The 17,241-nt window shown below is 56.8% G+C and carries 19 protein-coding genes and 1 pseudogene; 8 read left to right on the top strand and 12 right to left on the bottom strand.

Translation table 11 applies throughout. The features are described from left to right. From HDF16_RS28935 to HDF16_RS28920, 4 genes and pseudogenes are all read right to left on the bottom strand, one after another. Positions 1–189, bottom strand: a pseudogene (locus tag HDF16_RS28935) (type II toxin-antitoxin system RelE/ParE family toxin); the annotation flags it as partial. 667 nt (positions 190–856) lie between these two features. Then, positions 857–1,912, bottom strand: coding sequence for a replication protein RepA (locus HDF16_RS28930; protein WP_184224258.1), 1,056 nt, complete (start codon positions 1,910–1,912; stop codon positions 857–859). Then, the gene (locus tag HDF16_RS28925; RefSeq protein WP_184224256.1) at positions 1,909–2,151 is read right to left on the bottom strand and encodes a hypothetical protein; all 243 of its coding nucleotides are present in this window, start codon (positions 2,149–2,151) and stop codon (positions 1,909–1,911) included. Before HDF16_RS28925 ends, HDF16_RS28930 begins: the two co-directional genes overlap by 4 nt. After that, entirely contained in the window at positions 2,144–2,794 is a 651-nt protein-coding gene (locus HDF16_RS28920) for a ParA family protein (RefSeq protein WP_184224254.1), read from the bottom strand. The genes HDF16_RS28925 and HDF16_RS28920 overlap by 8 nt, the downstream gene beginning before the upstream one ends. 282 nt (positions 2,795–3,076) lie before the next feature. On the opposite strand from HDF16_RS28920, the gene HDF16_RS28915 reads away from it, so the two are divergent. The 3 genes from HDF16_RS28915 to HDF16_RS28905 all read left to right on the top strand — a co-directional run bounded on the left by HDF16_RS28915 (position 3,077) and on the right by HDF16_RS28905 (position 4,545). After that, positions 3,077–3,439 (top strand): type II toxin-antitoxin system RelE/ParE family toxin, encoded by a 363-nt coding sequence (locus tag HDF16_RS28915; protein WP_221313380.1) that lies wholly within the window; start codon positions 3,077–3,079, stop codon positions 3,437–3,439. Next, on the top strand, positions 3,436–3,804 hold the full coding sequence (gene nadS / locus HDF16_RS28910) for a NadS family protein (RefSeq protein ID WP_184224250.1): 369 nt from the start codon (positions 3,436–3,438) through the stop codon (positions 3,802–3,804). The genes HDF16_RS28915 and nadS overlap by 4 nt, the downstream gene beginning before the upstream one ends. Before the next feature lie 174 nt (positions 3,805–3,978). Next, positions 3,979–4,545, top strand: a complete 567-nt coding sequence (locus HDF16_RS28905; protein WP_184224248.1) for an energy transducer TonB — start codon at positions 3,979–3,981, stop codon at positions 4,543–4,545. 258 nt (positions 4,546–4,803) lie between these two features. On the opposite strand, the gene HDF16_RS28900 is transcribed toward HDF16_RS28905, so the two are convergent. Then, positions 4,804–6,255, bottom strand: coding sequence for a DUF4232 domain-containing protein (locus tag HDF16_RS28900; RefSeq protein ID WP_221313379.1), 1,452 nt, complete (start codon positions 6,253–6,255; stop codon positions 4,804–4,806). Between the two features lie 273 nt (positions 6,256–6,528). Here HDF16_RS28900 and HDF16_RS28895 point away from each other — a divergent pair, with 273 nt between their 5' ends. The 3 genes from HDF16_RS28895 to HDF16_RS28885 all read left to right on the top strand — a co-directional run bounded on the left by HDF16_RS28895 (position 6,529) and on the right by HDF16_RS28885 (position 11,551). Then, the gene (locus tag HDF16_RS28895; RefSeq protein WP_184224244.1) at positions 6,529–7,194 is read left to right on the top strand and encodes a recombinase family protein; all 666 of its coding nucleotides are present in this window, start codon (positions 6,529–6,531) and stop codon (positions 7,192–7,194) included. 74 nt (positions 7,195–7,268) lie between these two features. Then, a complete protein-coding gene (locus HDF16_RS28890; RefSeq protein WP_184224241.1) occupies positions 7,269–9,041 on the top strand; it encodes a helicase HerA-like domain-containing protein in 1,773 nt (590 codons plus the stop codon). Positions 9,042–10,690: 1,649 nt separating this feature from the next. Beyond that, the gene (locus HDF16_RS28885) at positions 10,691–11,551 is read left to right on the top strand and encodes an alpha/beta fold hydrolase (protein WP_184224239.1); all 861 of its coding nucleotides are present in this window, start codon (positions 10,691–10,693) and stop codon (positions 11,549–11,551) included. A gap of 264 nt (positions 11,552–11,815) precedes the next feature. Here the strand turns inward: HDF16_RS28885 and HDF16_RS28880 are convergent, their stop codons facing one another. From HDF16_RS28880 to HDF16_RS28870, 3 genes are all read right to left on the bottom strand, one after another. Next, on the bottom strand, positions 11,816–11,998 hold the full coding sequence (locus tag HDF16_RS28880; protein ID WP_184224237.1) for a Flp family type IVb pilin: 183 nt from the start codon (positions 11,996–11,998) through the stop codon (positions 11,816–11,818). Between the two features lie 416 nt (positions 11,999–12,414). Further along, a complete protein-coding gene (locus HDF16_RS28875) occupies positions 12,415–13,014 on the bottom strand; it encodes a hypothetical protein (RefSeq protein ID WP_184224236.1) in 600 nt (199 codons plus the stop codon). A 16-nt stretch (positions 13,015–13,030) separates the two neighbouring features. Further along, positions 13,031–14,242 carry a MobA/MobL family protein gene (locus tag HDF16_RS28870; RefSeq protein ID WP_184224234.1) on the bottom strand — a complete coding sequence of 404 codons (1,212 nt, stop codon included), beginning with the start codon at positions 14,240–14,242 and terminating at the stop codon, positions 13,031–13,033. Between HDF16_RS28870 and HDF16_RS28865 the strand changes: the two genes are divergently transcribed. Further along, a complete protein-coding gene (locus HDF16_RS28865) occupies positions 14,228–14,857 on the top strand; it encodes a hypothetical protein (protein ID WP_184224232.1) in 630 nt (209 codons plus the stop codon). The genes HDF16_RS28870 and HDF16_RS28865 overlap by 15 nt on opposite strands. 358 nt (positions 14,858–15,215) lie before the next feature. On the opposite strand, the gene HDF16_RS28860 is transcribed toward HDF16_RS28865, so the two are convergent. Then, on the bottom strand, positions 15,216–15,374 hold the full coding sequence (locus HDF16_RS28860; RefSeq protein ID WP_184224230.1) for a hypothetical protein: 159 nt from the start codon (positions 15,372–15,374) through the stop codon (positions 15,216–15,218). 191 nt (positions 15,375–15,565) lie between these two features. On the opposite strand from HDF16_RS28860, the gene HDF16_RS28855 reads away from it, so the two are divergent. Then, complete coding sequence (locus HDF16_RS28855) at positions 15,566–15,820, top strand: hypothetical protein (RefSeq protein WP_221313377.1); 255 nt, start codon at positions 15,566–15,568, stop codon at positions 15,818–15,820. Between the two features lie 93 nt (positions 15,821–15,913). On the opposite strand, the gene HDF16_RS28850 is transcribed toward HDF16_RS28855, so the two are convergent. From HDF16_RS28850 to HDF16_RS28840, 3 genes are all read right to left on the bottom strand, one after another. After that, entirely contained in the window at positions 15,914–16,138 is a 225-nt protein-coding gene (locus tag HDF16_RS28850) for an XRE family transcriptional regulator (RefSeq protein ID WP_221313376.1), read from the bottom strand. Then, positions 16,119–16,721: an outer membrane beta-barrel protein gene (locus HDF16_RS28845; protein WP_184224226.1), complete on the bottom strand. Its 603-nt coding sequence runs from the start codon at positions 16,719–16,721 to the stop codon at positions 16,119–16,121. Before HDF16_RS28845 ends, HDF16_RS28850 begins: the two co-directional genes overlap by 20 nt. Positions 16,722–16,944: 223 nt before the next feature. Further along, positions 16,945–17,241: XRE family transcriptional regulator (locus tag HDF16_RS28840; protein WP_184224224.1), on the bottom strand; the 297-nt coding region annotated here is incomplete at its 5' end.

Below are 17,241 nucleotides of genomic sequence, written 5' to 3'. Positions count from 1 at the left end.
GTGCTGAATCCTGAGTTCGCGCATATGGCTGAGCTTCGATCCCTGTATGCCGGAGCTGTAGGGAAAAGCCAGCGCAGTTCCCTTCTCTTCCAGCAGCTCGATCACACGCCCGATGCTGAGCTGCTCGGCTTCGCTCAGGGGTTCGTACCATCCCCGAAACTCGTCCGACACCTCAACTTCATATGCCATATACGTACTATATCACCATTAGCATATTGCAGGCTTTGCGCTCAGGGTCACTGAGTGCCTCGTAGAGCGATTTGCTTTGAGTTTTTGGTTGGGATGCTTGTCCGAAGCCTCATCGGCTCGTCCTGGGTGCCTTTCTGCTCGATTGCCTCGTGGTTCCAATCGTTAGCCGCAACCCTCCAACAGCCCCCACTCTAATCAGGAAGGTTTTGCTTTTGTTGTTGCCTCTGCGGGGTTTGGGGCGCAGCCCCAACGGAAAAAGGGCCGTTAGGCCCTACAGGACGCGACCGAAGGGCGCGCTCCTTTGTTTTTTGCAACTCTTCCTTGCCCCGTCTCTTTCCACAGCGAAGTGGCCCTGACTACTTGTAGTTAGGTTATGTGTTTCTACTACTTGTTAAGTGGGGGTGTTTCAGCGGTCATTAGTGGGGGTGTTTCAGCGTGCATAAAGTTGAGTGGGGGTGTTTCAGCGGGAGTCTAAACTCTTGAAAATAAAGAGGGATATGCCAAATAATCGCCTTTTCTGGCGAGTGGGGGTGTTTCAGCGGGGATAACTTTCAAAACACACAGGCTTTCACACAGGTGGATCAACGCTTCAGATGTCCGTCCTTGAGCAGGAGCCGCCGTAGTGCATGCCGATGCCATCGCCGCCCTCTGCCCTGCCGGAAAGCTCTCAACCGCGCTCCAGGCCCTTCCCTGCCCCGCTGTTGCCTATTGCCTTGGGCGGAATCGACGGCACACAGCCTTTTATCTCCAGAAATCCTTTGGGCGTCTTGAAGTCAAGGGTCGGCCAGCATAGCCGGAGCTTGCGAAGTTCGCGCAGTGCGTCTTTGCGGAAGTCGTTCACGATGTCCTTGTCGTGCGCTTTATCCGGATCTTTGCCGAACTGAGCGTAAAGCTGGTGCCATGAAAGCCGCTGCGTTTTCGGCCCGGTCGCGGTAAGCAGGGTGAACGTCTTGTACGAAAGCCACATGTACAGGTCTAGCCCGAGAGATGATCGCCGCATCGCTTTCAGGATGCGCATGTCGAGCGGCACGGGATGAGCGATGATCTCCTGAAACAGGCGCTCCCCTAGCATCACCCGGCTCTGCCAGAGCGTGTCTTGCGTCGGGGTTTTGTAGTCCCACCAAAGATCTGTTTCGTCAGCCACGGTGGATGAAATCGTGCGCTTGCGGCCCGGTGTTTCGGAGATGAGCTGCACATGCGCGTTGAACAGCCGATCTATTTGGTTCCGCAAGCGCGTCCGGTCGGCCCTGCTTCCCCCACTGTCCGACAACATGCCGAGCTGCCGCATAAACTCCGCAAGCGAGTGGCCTAGCTGTAGCTCCCGGCTTTGCGTCTTGACGGCCTCGGTGCAAAGCCACGCCAGCAAGAGACGCGGCAGATTGCCATAGGGCAAGCGGTTCTGGACACCCGCCGTCATGCCGAAAACGTAAGGGCCGGTTCTCCGAACGTACTCTTTCAGGTCTTTGGGATCGGTTCGGGGCAAGCTGCACAAGGTCAGCAGCCGCGTCATAAACCCCATTTCCGGGCTGTCGTGCGGGATTGCCTGTAGTTCCTCAATCTGCTTGATGACCGTGTGGTGATGTCGGCCCTGCGGCGTCTCCGGCTTGGGCGGCGGTGCCGGCTTGATCCCGTCCATGATGCCGGGCAGGAACGCCGATAGGGGGTTTAGCTCCCCTTCCCTGCTCTCGTCCTGTCCGCCGCGTCTGTCCTTGCGATCAATCATCCTTGGGTCGATCCCTTTACTTTCATGAATTCCTGAAAGGAGGCTATCAATAATTCATTCAGCTTCATGTTGTTATCGAGCGCCGCTTGCTTGAAGGACTTAACAAATGTCGGGGGCAGCTTGAACTGCATCGGTACATATTCCGCCGATGCGACCACGCCACGTTGTCGGGAACCACTAAGGTGCTGCGCTCTGACGGGCGCGAGGTCTTTGCTGTCGAGAGAGAGTGTTTTAGCCATTGGCAACCTTTCTTGATTTCATGATTTGAGGAAAGCATGATTTCAGCTCTACCCATAGATTGGCGATTTCCAAAGCGACCGGCGCTCTGGGGGTAATCTCTGGGGCAGTATTTCCGCCGGTCATCGCTGAGGCGTAGCCTACGCGGTCTGCAATGAAAGATTTGGCAACTCGGCCATGCTCGGACAGGGCGGCAATGGCCTGGGCCGTGATGCTGGCCTGTGGTTTGGCTTGGGTGATGACGAAAAGGAATGGCTTCTTAGCTTCCTTCACGAGCTGCACTGTCTCCGTAACCGCCCAAAGATCAGAGGGAGAAGGCCGCACGGGAATGACAACAAAGTCGGCAAGATGGACAAGGGACACTGTCTGGTCGGAGATCGTCGGCGCTGTGTCGAGAAAGCAGTATTCCGTGCCCTGATTTGCCAGCATGGCTAGACCGGCCTCGATCTGCTCCAGTCTCACATCGGCCCGCTGCGGCGTCTCGGCCTCGCGGCGCTCATGCCACCGCGTCAACGTGCCTTGCCGGTCGGTGTCGATGACGCAGATAGGGGTGTCGCCCGCGCGCTCGGCCTCTACGGCCAAATGCGCCGTCAGCATGGTCTTGCCGCTGCCGCCTTTCTGAGAGGTTACAAGAATAATTTTCATGAAAGTAGCCTTTCAATAAAGCAGTACTTATTGAAAGTAGCGCGTTGCGGCGGGGCGGGGAAGTGCAATCTAGGTTCTCCCTTGTTCGTTTTGTCGGCCATTATGGCGTCTGAGAGGGAATGAGCCGGGGTGTCGCGCGAGAATACCGAGCGGGGCGTAGGATCGCTTCGCTTCGACTACGGTCATCCTCCCCGCTGTTTTTTGGCCGCGAGATAGCAACATTCGCCAAGGCGTCGCCTCGGCTGTTCGCCTTGGTGACGATTTTGCACTTTTGAAAATACCGTGCCATTGGCATACACTCACGGTATGCAAACGGTCGTCGAGACGCTGACGTACCTCAAAGCGGCCTCGGCTCTTTTCACGGAAGCGGAGCGGGCTGACATTGTTTCGGCCATTGGCTCAGACCCCGAAGCAGGCGACCTCATGCCGGGGACCGGGGGATATCGCAAACGGCGGTTCGGACGGGCCGGAATAGGGAAGCGCGGCAGCGTAAGAGTCGTATACCTCTACGGCGGTGAAGACTTTCCCATCTTCCTTATCACCGTGTATGCGAAGGCGGAAAAGGGCAACCTAAGCAAGGCAGAGCAAAACGCTCTCGCGAAAGTGGCTAAGAGCTTCTTTGCGGACTATGGGAGGAATGCATGAGCAAACTGTTTGAAGAGATGGCGCAAGGCACAGCGGAGGCCCGCGCCTACATGGAAGGGGAGCGGAAAGGCTACAAAGTCACGCTGCCCAAATCCATCGACGTGCGCGGGATCAGAAACCGGCTCCACTTCAGCCAGGGCCGCTTTGCGGATGCTTTCGGCTTGTCGGTGGACGCCGTACGCCATTGGGAGTCGGGCCGTCGAAACCCGGAAGCGGCGGCGCGGGCGCTTCTTATGGTGATCGCTCACAATCCGCAGCTCGTGATGCAGGCATTAGCCCAACCTCAGGCCTCAATACCGGCTCGGACCAGGGCAGGGAAGGGGCTTACAAAAAGCGGCAGAGCAAAAAGATCCTCTGCAGCCTGATCAAAAACTTCGACGTTTCCGCAAACACCAACAGAGGTGAACATGCGAACTTCTTCAGCCCTTATTTTCTGCAGTTGCTTCCTGCCAATGGCGACCGTGCACACCTACGCACAAGCACCAACACAACCATGTGGGCCTCCAATCAAGCTTTCTGGCAGTGCGATGAGGCCATTGTTGATCCATGAAGTAACCCCGAACTATGGAACGATTATTCGTCGAACAGGAGTCAACGGAGCTGTGTTCTTTCGAGCTCTCGTTGGTTGCAACGGGAATGTAGAGAGTGTGACGATTGTTAGTGGTCCAGAGGCGTTGCGGCAAACGACAGTGGACGCGGTAAAGCAGTGGACCTATCGTCCCTACCTCATCGATGGGAAAAAGGTTTCTGTCGATCTGTCCATGGGCATATCCGAGAGCTTTGGTGCTGAGGTGCTTTTTGAAACCGTGTCACCTGGTCGCGTGCGCGTCTCTTCAGGCGTGATGGCTGGACAGCTCTTGTCGAGGATAGAGCCCATCATCCCTACATTGCCCCTTGATGCAAAGGTTAGTGGAGCGACTGTGCTCCGTGCTGTCATCGGGCGGGACGGTAGAGTTCTGGAGCTAACGCCTATTTCTGGTCCTGAATTACTTCGCGGACCAGTCATGGGCGCTGTTAGGCAATGGCGCTATAGACCATTTCTTATCGACGGCACCCCAGTCGAAGTCGAAACGACGGTCACCCTGAATATCGACTTTGGACATTGAGAAAATAGCGTGAAGAGTTCGGCCAGAACTAATGCCGCCACGTAGCTCTCGTGGCTAGCAGCAGACCTTGATCTTGCACTTCAAGGAAACGGTGATTGCGGCAACTTCGACCTTCCGGACGGCTTAACGGACGAACTTGCCGCAAACGTCGACTTTGCGTGCAGGTCGAAGACTACAGGTTCGTCTTCATCGTATTCGCAGGGAAAAGGCTGAGAGGGCGACGGCTGCAATTGCAAAGTCGTTTAGTTGTACCTTGAACTACGGGTTACGCTTCGCCACTATTTCGACACGAACTGGCAGTGAGCGTGCGGTCGAATATACACCGCCAAACTTGCCCGCCCTCCTGCGCGATGGTTCAGCCTCGCCGTAGAGGACATGGGGCGACCAGACGCTGACTAGGTAATACACGCCGGGGTGTGGCAGCTCTGTCGTCGTAAATTCGTAAAACGCTCGCTGCGGCTTTCCGTGGTCAATTCCAAAAGGTCCCCAGCCGTGGCCGCTACACATTGGTTCCATAGGAATCGTCCGCAGTACATTATGTTCGAAATCCTGGATCTCTAGTATCGGCCTTGGTTCGGCACACTCGCCTTGCCCCAGCGGCTCGGTCGCGTCTACGTTCTCCCAGCGCAGGTGGAGCGGGATCTTTTCACCCTCGATAAAGGTGGCGTGGTCAACTGATAGACCGGCTCGGATACCGGCAGCCGACTCGCCCCAATTGGGCGGGAGGGTATCGACGCCCAGAACGGTGAACTTCGCGGCCGCGGTCAGAAAGGTTGGCTGCGCAAGAGCGGTACGCCACTCAATGTGAGTTACCTGGGCAAGATCGGAGGCGCTGATTTCGGCATCGACGATTGTCCAGCCAGCTCCCACGTCGCAGGTTCGCATTCGATCCCTCTTCCATGATGGCCACGCTCGCTCCTGATCCTCCCGAATCTGTTCCGGTGTGAACGAAGCGATGGGATATGACACCTTCGTGGTCAGCGGGTCGAGTCGCGTGCCAATCTCAGGTCCGTGCCGTACCGTGTAGAGGTTTGCGCAACCAGTGGTCTCTCCAGCTGGGGCTTTCTGATCCGTTCGTTCTACATGCAGCGTCGCCCGCTCGTCGCTATAGACGGGGTTGGGCAGGACAGAGATTCGCAAGGCTCCGTCGATGACGGTAGCGATCGATGGCAAGTCCGCTCCCAGGCGGTAGCCGGAGCTTCTGACTGACGAGCAAATGCGAAGAGGCCAGCCTGAGGGGATGAACAGATAGCCGGTTGGCGGGAGTGCCCATTGAACGACAAAGTCGGCCCAATCGGCCCATTGACACGACGATCCAGTCGTGGCCCAGTGCAGATCAACGGTGGCGCGTTCGCCTGGTGCCAGCAGGGCTTGGTCTATGGTCTGTCGCTCCGGGTAGGGCAACGGCCTGTCTTGCTGGTCACACAGCCAGCAATTCTCGATAGCCATACTGTGTCCGTCGACCGCGAAGGAGGCACCTGCCTGGCCTTCGAGACGGCAGGCTGTGCTGCCTTGGTTCTGGAAATGCAAAGAGACCGTTTGCTCGCCAGCAGGGATGTTGGCGAAGGTGAACGTTGCATCGATAGATGCAGGATTGCAGAGAGGAGGCGGCTGCGTGGCGGCCGAACCGGGCGGCGGCGCGGCTACGGAAGGCGTGTTTTGCGCGTTGCCTGTGGCTGCGGCGGACAGTGCAAGAGCGGACGCGAGCAAACAAATCCAATTCGGCCAAACTACTTTCATGGCGTCCAGTCTATGCCCCAGCCAGGGCTCATTGACCGCGAACAAAGTAATGCCGCTGGATTTTGGCACGTCCACTGCGCAACCGAAATGATCTTGATCTTGAACCTTTTGGTCCATCTGATACCGTTACTCCCGCCAAACGGGAATTGCGGCAACTTCGCACCATCCTCTCTCTGAGAGTCTCCAGGCACCTGTTACATTCTTTCTACGGACGTAGAAGAAACGTAACAGAGGGCCTAAACGATGGCGAAGCGCAGGTTTGTGAGCTACTTGAGGGTCTCAACGGCACGGCAGGGCACAAGCGGCCTGGGCCTCCAAGCACAGCGCGCCGCCGTAGCCGAATATCTCAATGGTGGCGATTGGACGTTGGTGGAAGAGGTCCTCGAAGTCGAGAGCGGAAAGCGCAACGATCGCCCAGCCCTCGCCGCAGCCCTCAAGCTCTGTCGCAAACACAAAGCTACCCTGGTGATTGCTAAGCTCGACCGTCTCGCCCGCAACGTTGCTTTCATCTCGAACCTCATGGAGTCAGGGGTGGAGTTCATCGCGGTCGATATGCCCCAGGCCAACCGCTTCGTCGTTCACATCCTCGCTGCCGTAGCCGAGCAAGAGGCCGATGCCATCTCCAAGAGGACCAAGGCGGCGCTCGCAGCAGCGAAGGCTCGCGGAACGAAGTTGGGTGGGCGTCGTGTCTCAGCTAAGCGCTTCGCTGAGATCCAAGCTGTGGCCCGGCAGGTGAGAAGCGAGAGGGTGGCGAAGCAGCGTGCTGAGCTTTTTCCGATCATCCGCCAAATTCAAGCCTCTGGCTGTAAGTCGCTTCGGGCGATCGCCGCTCAGCTCAATACCAGGGAGATTGAAGCGCCTAGGGGCGGCCAGTGGGCAGCTATTCAGGTTCAGCGCGTACTCAACTGATCCATGTCCGTTAAGCTTAGGGTTGCGGTGGGCTCTATAAAGTGTTTACCAATGATTTAGGGGGGGGCAGGGAATTGACGCGACTGCTGATTGGGAAGGACGGCTTCACGCTTCCGATCGAACTGGTCACGTCGACGCAAGCGATTCTTGCCCGCAAGCGAAGCGGCAAAAGCTATACGGCATCAGTCCAGGCTGAGGAGCTGCTTCGGCACAAGCAGCAAATTGCCACGATTGACCCGACGGGTGCTTGGTGGGGCTTACGATCCTCGGCTGCAGGCGATGGGCCGGGATATCCGGTCGTTGTCTTCGGCGGGGATCACGCCGATGCTCCGCTCGAACCGCATGCCGGTCGAATGCTGGCTACGGCACTCGTCGAGCATGGCTTCTCGGCGATCTTCGATGTTGGTCTTATGGTGACGGAAGACCAGATCCGATTTACCTCTGATTTTGCAAGTGAACTACTTCGGATCAATCGGACAGCGCTTCACCTTTTCATCGACGAGGCCGACACGTTCGCTCCGCAATTAACAGAAAACCGGGGCCAGAAAGTCTGCCTCGGCACCGTGAGTCGCTTGGTCAAACAGGGCGGCGTACGAGGCGTCGGTGTCACCATGATTACGCAACGGCCGGCGGACATTAATAAGAAGGTTCTCAGTCAGGTCGATATCCTCACCGTACTGAGGATGAGCCACCCACTCGACATCAAAGCCGCGACAGATTGGATCAAAAGCGAGGTCTCTGTCGAATTTGCGGGAGCGGTAGAGAGTGCGCTACCAAGTCTCCCGGTTGGAAGTGCCTTCTTCTGCTCAGCCTCGCTCGGCATCGGCCAACGGGTCGAAGTACGCGAACGGGAGACGTTCAACTCCGGCGCGACACCCAAACCGGGAGAGAGACAGCGGGTGCCGAAGGTATTGGCTCCGATCGACATTGAGCAACTAGGCCGTGAGATCGCGGATTCGGCGCGACATGCTCAGGAGAACTCCCCAGAATTCCTACGCCAACGAATCGCCGACCTGGAGAGGGAAGGGAATCGCGTTTTACCGGACAGCAGTATCGAACTGGCAAAACTTCAGGCGGAGATCAGCAAGCTAAAGCCCGCGGCTGAGGCGGCCGCCGGCTACCGGATCAAACTCCATGAAGCCGAAGAGATCAGGAAGGAAATCTTTCGAGAGCTTCTGGCACTGATTGCCAAGCTCGAACACCACGGAGAGGTTCAGCCGGCACCGATTTTGGAGATGCGCGCTCCAAAAGAGCTGCCCTTGAAGTTTCCGCCCCGGCCTGTGGTGGTTCCACGAACTATCACGGAAGCATCTGCGGCTGACCATGCATCCGACGCGGAAAGCCCCGTCTCGACTTCAGAGCAAAAGATACTGGATGCGCTCGCGAGCCTTGAGGCCGTCGGCGTCATCGATCCCTCGAAGACTCAACTGGCCGCTTTCGCCGGGTACTCAAACCCTAAGAGCGGAGGGTTCGCTGCGCCCGTCGCGGCGCTGATCCGCAAAGGACTGGCGGGTTCGAGCGGCGGCAAGGCTACGCTGACTGCTGCCGGCCGATCGGTTGCAAACATGCCGACCCGTCCCGCGACCACAAACGAATTGCAAGCTCGAATCTTCCATCTGCTTGGGGAGGGAGAACGGAAGATGCTCACACTCCTGATCGCTGCATTCCCTGAGAGCCTCACTCGTGTGGAGCTGGCCGGACAAGCAGGGTACAGCAATGCGAAGTCAGGCGGCTTCGCAGCTCCGTTGGCACGGCTAGTCGAGCTTGGGTTCGTGGAGACTGTGCGCCCGGGAGTCGTTCGGGGAAGCGAGATGCTCTTCCTCAAAGGGAAGGGCAGACGGAAGTGAAGAAGATCCGGACAGGCGTTCAGCGGGCACTCCATTGCCGCTGCGGACGGGGTAAGGTTCTCGCACTGGGCATGTGCGCCACCTGCTACACGCTCAAGCGGCAAGACGAGGAATATTTTGGCGGGCTCCGTGAACAGGTACTTGCACGAGACGGCTATTGCTGCCGAGTCTGCGGAGCCTCCGGACGTGGGAAACGATCGATCGTAGTGCATCACCGGATACCAGGCGTTTCGAAGATGGCGCTGATGATCTCCCTCTGCCCCGCTTGCCACGCCATCGTGAGCCGAACCCAGGTCATGCGCCGACCCATGCCGCCTTTGCTCCTGGAGCTCTGGAGAGAACAGCACCCGAGTGGCCATGAACAGACGATCCTGTGCTTTGAGAAGCCTGGTCCGGTGGCCATCGCAGTGCCGCTTTTCACGGACTAAACTTTCTCAAATCGACTCGAAACCACCCAGGTTTACGCATGACAACGCACATTATCATGCGCGAAAAGTGACGAATCGCATATCTTAGATTTCGTCGGAGGCAATGCTCTTATCGGGTTCAACCGCCAGGGTCTTTCTACTAACGGAGAGTCGGAGCAACAAGACATACACGAGCGAGCTGAATCCCCCGTAAAGACTGAACCCGATGGTGGCTGCAATAGACGAAGCATCGTACGTCGGCGATGAGAGAGGCTGTTGCTTTAGGACTACGTGGCTCACCAGTAGCGCGACGAATGTTTGACATGATCCAAGGACCACTAGCAACCACCAACGACGGATTTGAAAGGGACTGTCCAGAAGAACTGGCGCAATCCAAGACCCACTCCACCAAATGGTCGCAGCCAAGATTTGGGATGTGGCGAGCATGGGAATAACAGTTGCCGCGACATCGATGCTCTTCGATAAGAAGATAAGCACGATGATCAAAGCGACCCCATGGTATGCGAGTAGACTGAGGCCGGCGCGGGTTTTTGCTCTCGGGAGACAAGATTTCGTAGTTAATGTGGATTCGATCATGTTCACCGTCCGCGCCAACTAGCGCCACGATATCATCTGCCCCAGACGACTCTGCAATCTACATGTACACGTAAAAGCTGCTTATGTCCCCGACTGAAACGTCCGTTTCAGGGGTAACAAGACGATCGTTCGGCAGTAAACGGGCTTTAGAACTTTGCGAAGACAAACACGACGCCAAGTACCACGGCTAACACAACGCAAGCCGTCTTCGGCCATTCCTCAGCCGCTAGTCCACGCTTCCGTCGTCTCAGGGCACTCAGTTGAATGATCGTGAGAAGAAGCATGACCGGGATGAGAAACAGAACAGGGTGATGAATGTGGAAGCCTTGCATCATGGTCATCTCTGGGCGGTCTCGCTAGGTACTCAACTGCTGAAGTGGCGTCCGTAAATCATACCTCCTCTAAAGGAGAATTATCAGCAGCCAAGGGGCTGCTCGTGTACTCATTTGAAACGGTGGTTTCAGTGAATACAGAGCTGCAAACAGCTAATCCATTTACGGAAGGGTTCAGAAGGACTCGTCCTATGAGCCGTCTCAGGAGAAAGCGCGTGATCTGCATGTGGTAGATTCGGGCGATGCTAAAAGGGTATCGCAGCACCCTAGTTGCTCTTGCATTGACGACGCTACCGACAGCCTGAGCGGCCAAATGGTCGCACGCAAGATCGACGCGAGCAATGCTGGCCATCACTTGCTTATGACGTCCTATGCAGTAAAGGGTCTGGCAATCAAACACGCAACTATTGTGTTCGAAAGCGGGCTGGGCGGTGGCGAGGATCATTGGAAAAAGGTGATCGATCAGTTGCCAAAAGGCGCTATGGCAATCACGTACGAGAGAGCTGGAATGAACGGCTCTGCGCCAGATGGCGTACCACCCTCTCCCGAGCACATCGCAACTGTTCTGCACGCAGCACTTGCCCATGTGGCGTCGCCGCCATATGTACTCGTCGGACATTCCTGGGGAGGTCCGCTCGTGAGGGCCTTCGCTGGCTTGTTCCCGAAAGACGTTTCCGGACTGGTATTGGTAGAACCGACCGACTTCGGGGAGACAGCGGAAGAGAGAAGGCGCTACATCTATGAATTTTTGGGGCACGGCGAAGACGGAGAAAAACTTCGTGCAGCCGTAGATGCTTACTATGCACAGCAAGCAGGTCACTTCGATCCTGGAGTCGAAGCGGACATCCAGATGTCCCGCGACGAAAGAAGAGATGACTTTAGAGACTTCAAGAATTTACCGATGCCGCCGGTGCCCATTGTCGTAATTGCCACAACCCGATATCCATTCACGAATGACCCGCATCTACCCGTTTCTTATGATCAGGCACAGTACCAGCAGCTCATGCTTAACTATCGGCTCCTGTCATTGGGGCGCTTCGCTCGTTCGGTGCCAGATGGAACCCTCGTTACGACGGCACGAAGTGGTCACTATGTTCAGGAAGAAGAACCAAAGCTGGTCGTTTGGGGGATTAGACGTGTTCTTCGTCCGGCTCGGCTCACGACCCAGCACTAAGCGCGAAGGACTTTAGAATCCCATGCTGCGACGCCATCTTGCGCAATCCTCCGTTACCCACGACAACTCCGGTTGGCGGGGGCCTGAAAACGACATTTCAGAGAGCACGGATAAGAGCCCTAGAGCGATGGCGGAAAAGTCTGCAGCACAGATAAGAACGTATTGTGAATGACATCGCTGGCTGGCCGAAGACCGACCAGGCCGCCGATGGAGTCGAGTGGAGGTAGCCGAAGAACCTCCGGCCCCCTCGTCGACCGCCACATTTTAAACATCGCTGGTGAGGCTAGTGCCTATGCTGCCGAATGCCTTTCCGATAGCGGTTGAGAGGCCCTTCATGGAGGCGACGGCACCGAGACCAACCAGGGCCGCAACGAGAGCGTATTCGATCAGGTCCTGGCCGGACTCGTCGTTGACCAGATTCTTGAGCAAGTTTGTGAGGTTTTTCATGTTAGTTCTCCTGTCACTTCCAGTCGTCCTTGAGCGGCTTCTGGCTTGGATCGAGGATAGGAAGGTTCCAAAAAGGGAGCAATCACGCGAACGTGTTACCTAAGGCACTATTCGGTCCATTTTTTCTCTAAAGAGACTGATAAAGGAGGTCGATAGGGATAGGCCGGCACATACCATGCCAACCAAGATGCATCATTCCCCGAAGGTGTCATTTTAGGTCAGTGACTAATAGCAGAGAATGTCTTTAGCAACATCTCCTTGTTAGATCCCGGATGACTCTTAACAAGTCATCCTCGCCGTTGAGAAAGTGGGGGCGGTCCCCTCAAAAAGGACCGCCTTAGCTTTAGCTTCCCTTTCCTGAGCTGTCCCCTATCAAATCCATAGCCTGCCTTGGGTGATGCCCATGCTCTCCGTGCCTACTTCGCTTTGCCCTTGTGCGCTGGTGCAGGCGGATTGGGCGCTGCAGGAACCGGCTGTGCAGGCGTAGACAGGACCTGCTCCATACGGTCTAGCCGGTCATCCATTCTGCTCTGAGTGCGCATGACAGCAAGATATCCGAACAGCAGACCTCCGACCATGCCAAGAAGAAAGACGAACCCCATAGTCAGCCGGTTCGCTTCCTTGACGTTCTGCATCACCTGCCCAGCTGCCTGCTTGATCTCATGTAGCGGTGTGGCCAGGGCGTTCTCGACCTGCCGTCCAATCTTGCCACTCTGCTTCTCCACGGCATCATGGATAGCCTGCATGGCGTTGCGCTCTAAGTTCGTCTGGCTTCCCTGAATCCGCCCCCGCTCGGTCTCCAGATTCCTGATCGCGGCATCGGCCCGCTTCTGTATCTCGAGAGCCGCATTCACAGCCCACTGCTGCAACTGCCCCAGCTCCTGGATCTGCTCACTCAAAGCACGTTGCGTGCCCTGCGCCGACTTGCCGAGACGGTCGGCATGATCGATCAGACCCAGGATCATCATCTCGCCCGCACTGCCCTGATTTGCTTCTTGTTCCTGGTTCTGTTCCATGGCCCATTTCCTCTCTCTACAGCCCGTGACCGAAACCTCGGCCACGTTCGATCTTTAGCTCCTGCTCTGGTTCTTTTTCGAGCGCGGTTTCCTTCACCGGAGGCTCTGGAACAACTGCCGGTTCCCGCGCCTGCTTATTCGCCTCGTACCGATCCCGGAAGGCCTGCAATCTCTGCTCGATTTGTGGATCAATATGCTGCTCGGGACCAGCTCGCTGCAGCTCCTGTTTCTGTTGCGTTGGAGAGGCTATTTGAGTGTCTAAATGCTGCTCGGGTTTGGCATCAGTCCGCTGCTCCCGCCAACGCTCAAACTGGCCCCGAAGCTGCTCCACTCGATCAGCAACATTCTGGGCGACAGCAACCGTCCGCTCCTTCACTTCATTCGCCAGCTCACGAGCCGCGGCGATCAATTTATCTAGCCGGGAAACCTCCTGAGTCTCACGCTCTTTCACGCCAGCGATCTGCTTGTCAGCCTGCTGTTCGAGATGCTCGATGGCGGCCGCCCGGTCGAGATGAGGCGGCGGAAGCTCGGCCCGCTCACGGCGTAGTTGATCGATCTCCGCGTGCCTCTCCATCGCCTCCAAGCCATGACCTTGAAGAGTCTTTTCCTCCCGCAGGGAGGCGAGGTCCATGCGTCCCTGTTCCTCCCAGGAACGGGCGTCCAGGCGCTGCGCGGGATCATGAATATGGCCGTGCCGCTCCATGGCCGCATTCATCATCTCGACCCACTTCTCGCGAACCTCGTCCGGTTTGCTCCGGTCGTTCCACGAGCGGTCTTTCTTGGCTCCGTTTTGTTTGAAAAAACGATCTTCGGCTAGCCCGCGCGTCGACGCATCGACGGCCCGCTCGGAGAACATCAAGTGCATGTGCGGCTGCTCGATGTTGTCCTTGGCCAGTGGAGTATGGACGGCCATCGTGTACGCGAATCGGTCACCCAGCAGCTCCCGCGTCGTCTCACGCGCCAGCTCTTCGCGCTGCGACGGATTCAGCTCACGCGGAAGAGCGATCTGCAGCTCCGTATAGGTGCGGCCATTGGCGCGCTCGTGAGCGTCGGCGGCTACCCAGAACGCATGAGGATCAGCCTGGGCGAACTCCGGCATATTGCCGGACTCGACCAGCTCGACGCCGCCGCGCTGCTGGTACTGGCCTTCACGGGCGATGTACTGCGCGTGCGCCGCTGCGGGCGGTGCCTTGCTCGACGACTTGAAGGAGACGTGCACGATCGCCATGCTCTGGCCTTTGCAGTTGCTGCTGTAGTTGCGGTTGTTGTTGTCGCGGCGGTTGCGGCTGCTTTTGCTGTTGCGGTTGCCGTTGTTCTTGCGGTTGTCGTTGTTCTTGCCTTTGCTGCTGCACTTGCGGTTGCTTGTTCTTGTTCTGGCGAAGCCAGAACCGCGTGTCATGTCGTAGACATGAGGTATCGCGCATTTGCTACTAACAGATTTTTACGCTACCACGGTCTTGATTGTATGCTGGAACGCATGGCCCGGTCGAATCCAAAGAGTATCCAGGAACTTGAAGCACAGAAGAAAGCGATCAGAGAGGCAGCAGCAGCAGAGGTTGCAGCCATCCGCAAAGCGACAGCGGAGAAGGTAGCGGCACTCAAGTCCAGTGAGCGACGGCTACGAGCCTTAGATATCCGGGAACAGAAGAAACGCGAGAACCACGCCAAGATCCTCGTCGGCGTGGCCATGATCCATCAGTGCCAGATCTCAGAGGGGTCCGCTGGCAAGTTCAAGGCCATGCTCGAAGAGTTCTATTCCGATTCTCCGGAACGACTCAAAGCCGCTCAATTCGGGCTTACCCTCACCGTCAAGAAACCAGCCAGCGACTCGGACTTGGATTAATGTGAGGCATCCCGTGGATGGTTTGAAGGATGGGTTTCCCGAAGAGCGCGCTTGCTCGTGCGGGCACGTTTGGTTGGTTGTCTACTGCTTCCCAACGAACCGCTCCGAAAACCTTGTCTGTCGGTGCGGCACCATCTTTGCAAGAAGCACCAATGGATCGATTACTGCAGTCCTACTCAGCCCTAAAGAGCGATTTGCGGCGATGCGAAAAGTTCGCTACATCGTTGGAGTTGGGTTGCTGCAAGCAGCAAATATCCTGAACATCAAACTACATCCGCACTCTTGGTTGCATCCGCGGCGAATCGTAGCTTATCGCCATACCAATACCCCTGTGCGGTCCTATATGCGCATAGGAACCTCAATCGATTGAGGACTTCGGGAGGGTCTCCGCCATCTGCAAGATATAGCTTTGAGCTTGCTCGAGATATTCCATGACCTTTTGCGGATCGTCGATGCTGTGCCTCGCAAGATAGATCAGATTCACGAGGATCTCGAGCGTGTTGTTGGTAGCGCTCATAATCCCCCTGTCGGTTCATGGACCGACCTCTCTTCCGATGTTGGGTGGCGCGCATCGGTTGGACAGCACGGCTACGAGACTCAAGATTAGGGGTGTATCGTGGTTCCAAAGCCATAGTCATGAACAAAGATCCCAAATCGATTCGGCTTCTGATGCATGGGTACGATCCGGTTTTGCTGGAGACCCGGTGCTTGATCCTGAAACAGGCAGGATTCGACATCTGCACAGTCACAGATCCGCACAAGTTAACTGATCGCCTCGAATCGGGATCTGGTTCTCACGATCTGTTGATCCTCTGCCATACCGTGCCGATAGAGGAACGCGAATCAATTGCATCTCTCGCCGCGCAAAATCGAACGCTGGTCTTACAGATTGAGGCGCTGATTTCACCATCCAAGCTAGTACAAGAGGTCGCGCGCGTAGTGGACTGTCCCCTCACACTTTGAGGACCCGCGTAGGCCAAATGACCAATGTTGGGGCTACGCCTTGTCGACCAGGCTAGAGACTCGGCTGTTCTTCTGCTCCGCCTGGCATTCTCATCAACCCATCCACTCGACGGCACCATCGGGGAATACCGCTCTTATCTCGAGCGTTCCTCCGAGCGCCCCGACGTACTTGCGCAGAGTGCTGAGAAAACAGTCATTCTGGTTTTCGAGCCTGGAGACGGCGCTTTGGGGGACGTGCATCTGCTCGGCGACGGCAACCTGGGTCTGCTGCCGAGTGAGTATCCTTGCATTCCTGTTCTCAGAATCTGAAGTAGGCACCGATCATCGGTTCCGCTGTATGAACGAATTGTCCAGACGAAGAGAAGGCCGTCGTTAGTTGGGGAGCCTTGTACACATTGCCGCGATACTGAAACCTCAGACCGAGATGTGGCAGTAACCCATAATCCACGCCGCCGCCGTATACCAAGACGCCCTTGGTCTGCGTCTGGGTTTGTGCCGTTGTCGTGCCACCGGTCGACTCCCCCGCGCTTGGCACATTCAGCAGAACCCCACCACCCGCCAGAACGAACGGGCGCACATTCAGAAACTTGAACGACACGATCCAGTCTGCCGTGACCTCATGCGCATTTGCCGGAACATGGGTCGAAAGCGTCGATCCAACGCCGCACGGCAGTCCGCAGATCCCAGGAGTCCTTTCGGCATAGCTCTGATTCGCCCTGTTGAACGCATAGGTTCCCTCAAATCCAACCAACGGGTTCGAAATATGCCGCACTTCAATCAGCCCGCCAGCCGCGTTCGCAGGACTCTGCATGACTCCATTGCCGTCGCTGGTTCCGCTGAAGGCTCCGTAGACGCTCGCCGATACATCCGTTTGCGCTCGGGCCACACTCGCTAAAACCATCGAAGCTCCAAAGATTACCTCTACCAAACCTCTTCGCAAGTCGTTCCTCCTCAAAGCGTATGTACACATCTCAATCTCGGATCCACCAAATAAGACACCCCCTGGCCAAGGAAGTTAGCTGCGGAAAAGACGCACCCGTGGCCTGGTGTTATTCACTTCCCTGCCGGCCGATCGTCGTCGAAGAGTTTCCCCTGCGTTGCGGCGACGTTCTTGTCGGCCCGAGCTAGAGGCTGGGCTGTTCTTCAGCTGCGACTGGCATCCTCATCAAGCCATCCAACTCGACGGCTCCATCTGGGAATACCGCTCTCATCTCGAGGGTCCCTCCGAGCGCGCCGACGTACTTCCGCAGGGTGCTGAGGAGACAGTCATTCTGGTTTTCGAGCCGGGAGACGGCGCTTTGGGGAACGTGCATCTGCTCGGCGACGGCAACCTGGGTCTGCTGCCGTGCGACGCGGATGACGCCGACGCCGATCCGCTCCATCTCGGCGTACTCGGCCAGAGCCTCGCGCTTCACTCTCTC

Origin of the sequence: Granulicella aggregans (assembly GCF_014203275.1) — a bacterium.
Taxonomy (GTDB): Bacteria; Acidobacteriota; Terriglobia; order Terriglobales; family Acidobacteriaceae; genus Edaphobacter.
Note: the sequence above shows the minus strand (reverse complement) of the source record. Positions and strands in the feature narration are given on the sequence as shown.

Bases quoted from the DNA above. Each gene is read 5' to 3' on its own strand.
- HDF16_RS28930 (WP_184224258.1), bottom strand. From the start codon at position 1,912: ATGATTGATCGCAAGGACAGACGCGGCGGACAGGACGAGAGCAGGGAA.
- HDF16_RS28925 (WP_184224256.1), bottom strand. From the start codon at position 2,151: ATGGCTAAAACACTCTCTCTCGACAGCAAAGACCTCGCGCCCGTCAGA.
- HDF16_RS28920 (WP_184224254.1), bottom strand. From the start codon at position 2,794: ATGAAAATTATTCTTGTAACCTCTCAGAAAGGCGGCAGCGGCAAGACC.
- nadS (WP_184224250.1), top strand. From the start codon at position 3,436: ATGAGCAAACTGTTTGAAGAGATGGCGCAAGGCACAGCGGAGGCCCGC.
- HDF16_RS28895 (WP_184224244.1), top strand. From the start codon at position 6,529: ATGGCGAAGCGCAGGTTTGTGAGCTACTTGAGGGTCTCAACGGCACGG.
- HDF16_RS28885 (WP_184224239.1), top strand. From the start codon at position 10,691: ATGGTCGCACGCAAGATCGACGCGAGCAATGCTGGCCATCACTTGCTT.
- HDF16_RS28880 (WP_184224237.1), bottom strand. From the start codon at position 11,998: ATGAAAAACCTCACAAACTTGCTCAAGAATCTGGTCAACGACGAGTCC.
- HDF16_RS28875 (WP_184224236.1), bottom strand. From the start codon at position 13,014: ATGGAACAGAACCAGGAACAAGAAGCAAATCAGGGCAGTGCGGGCGAG.
- HDF16_RS28870 (WP_184224234.1), bottom strand. From the start codon at position 14,242: ATGGCGATCGTGCACGTCTCCTTCAAGTCGTCGAGCAAGGCACCGCCC.
- HDF16_RS28860 (WP_184224230.1), bottom strand. From the start codon at position 15,374: ATGAGCGCTACCAACAACACGCTCGAGATCCTCGTGAATCTGATCTAT.
- HDF16_RS28845 (WP_184224226.1), bottom strand. From the start codon at position 16,721: ATGGTTTTAGCGAGTGTGGCCCGAGCGCAAACGGATGTATCGGCGAGC.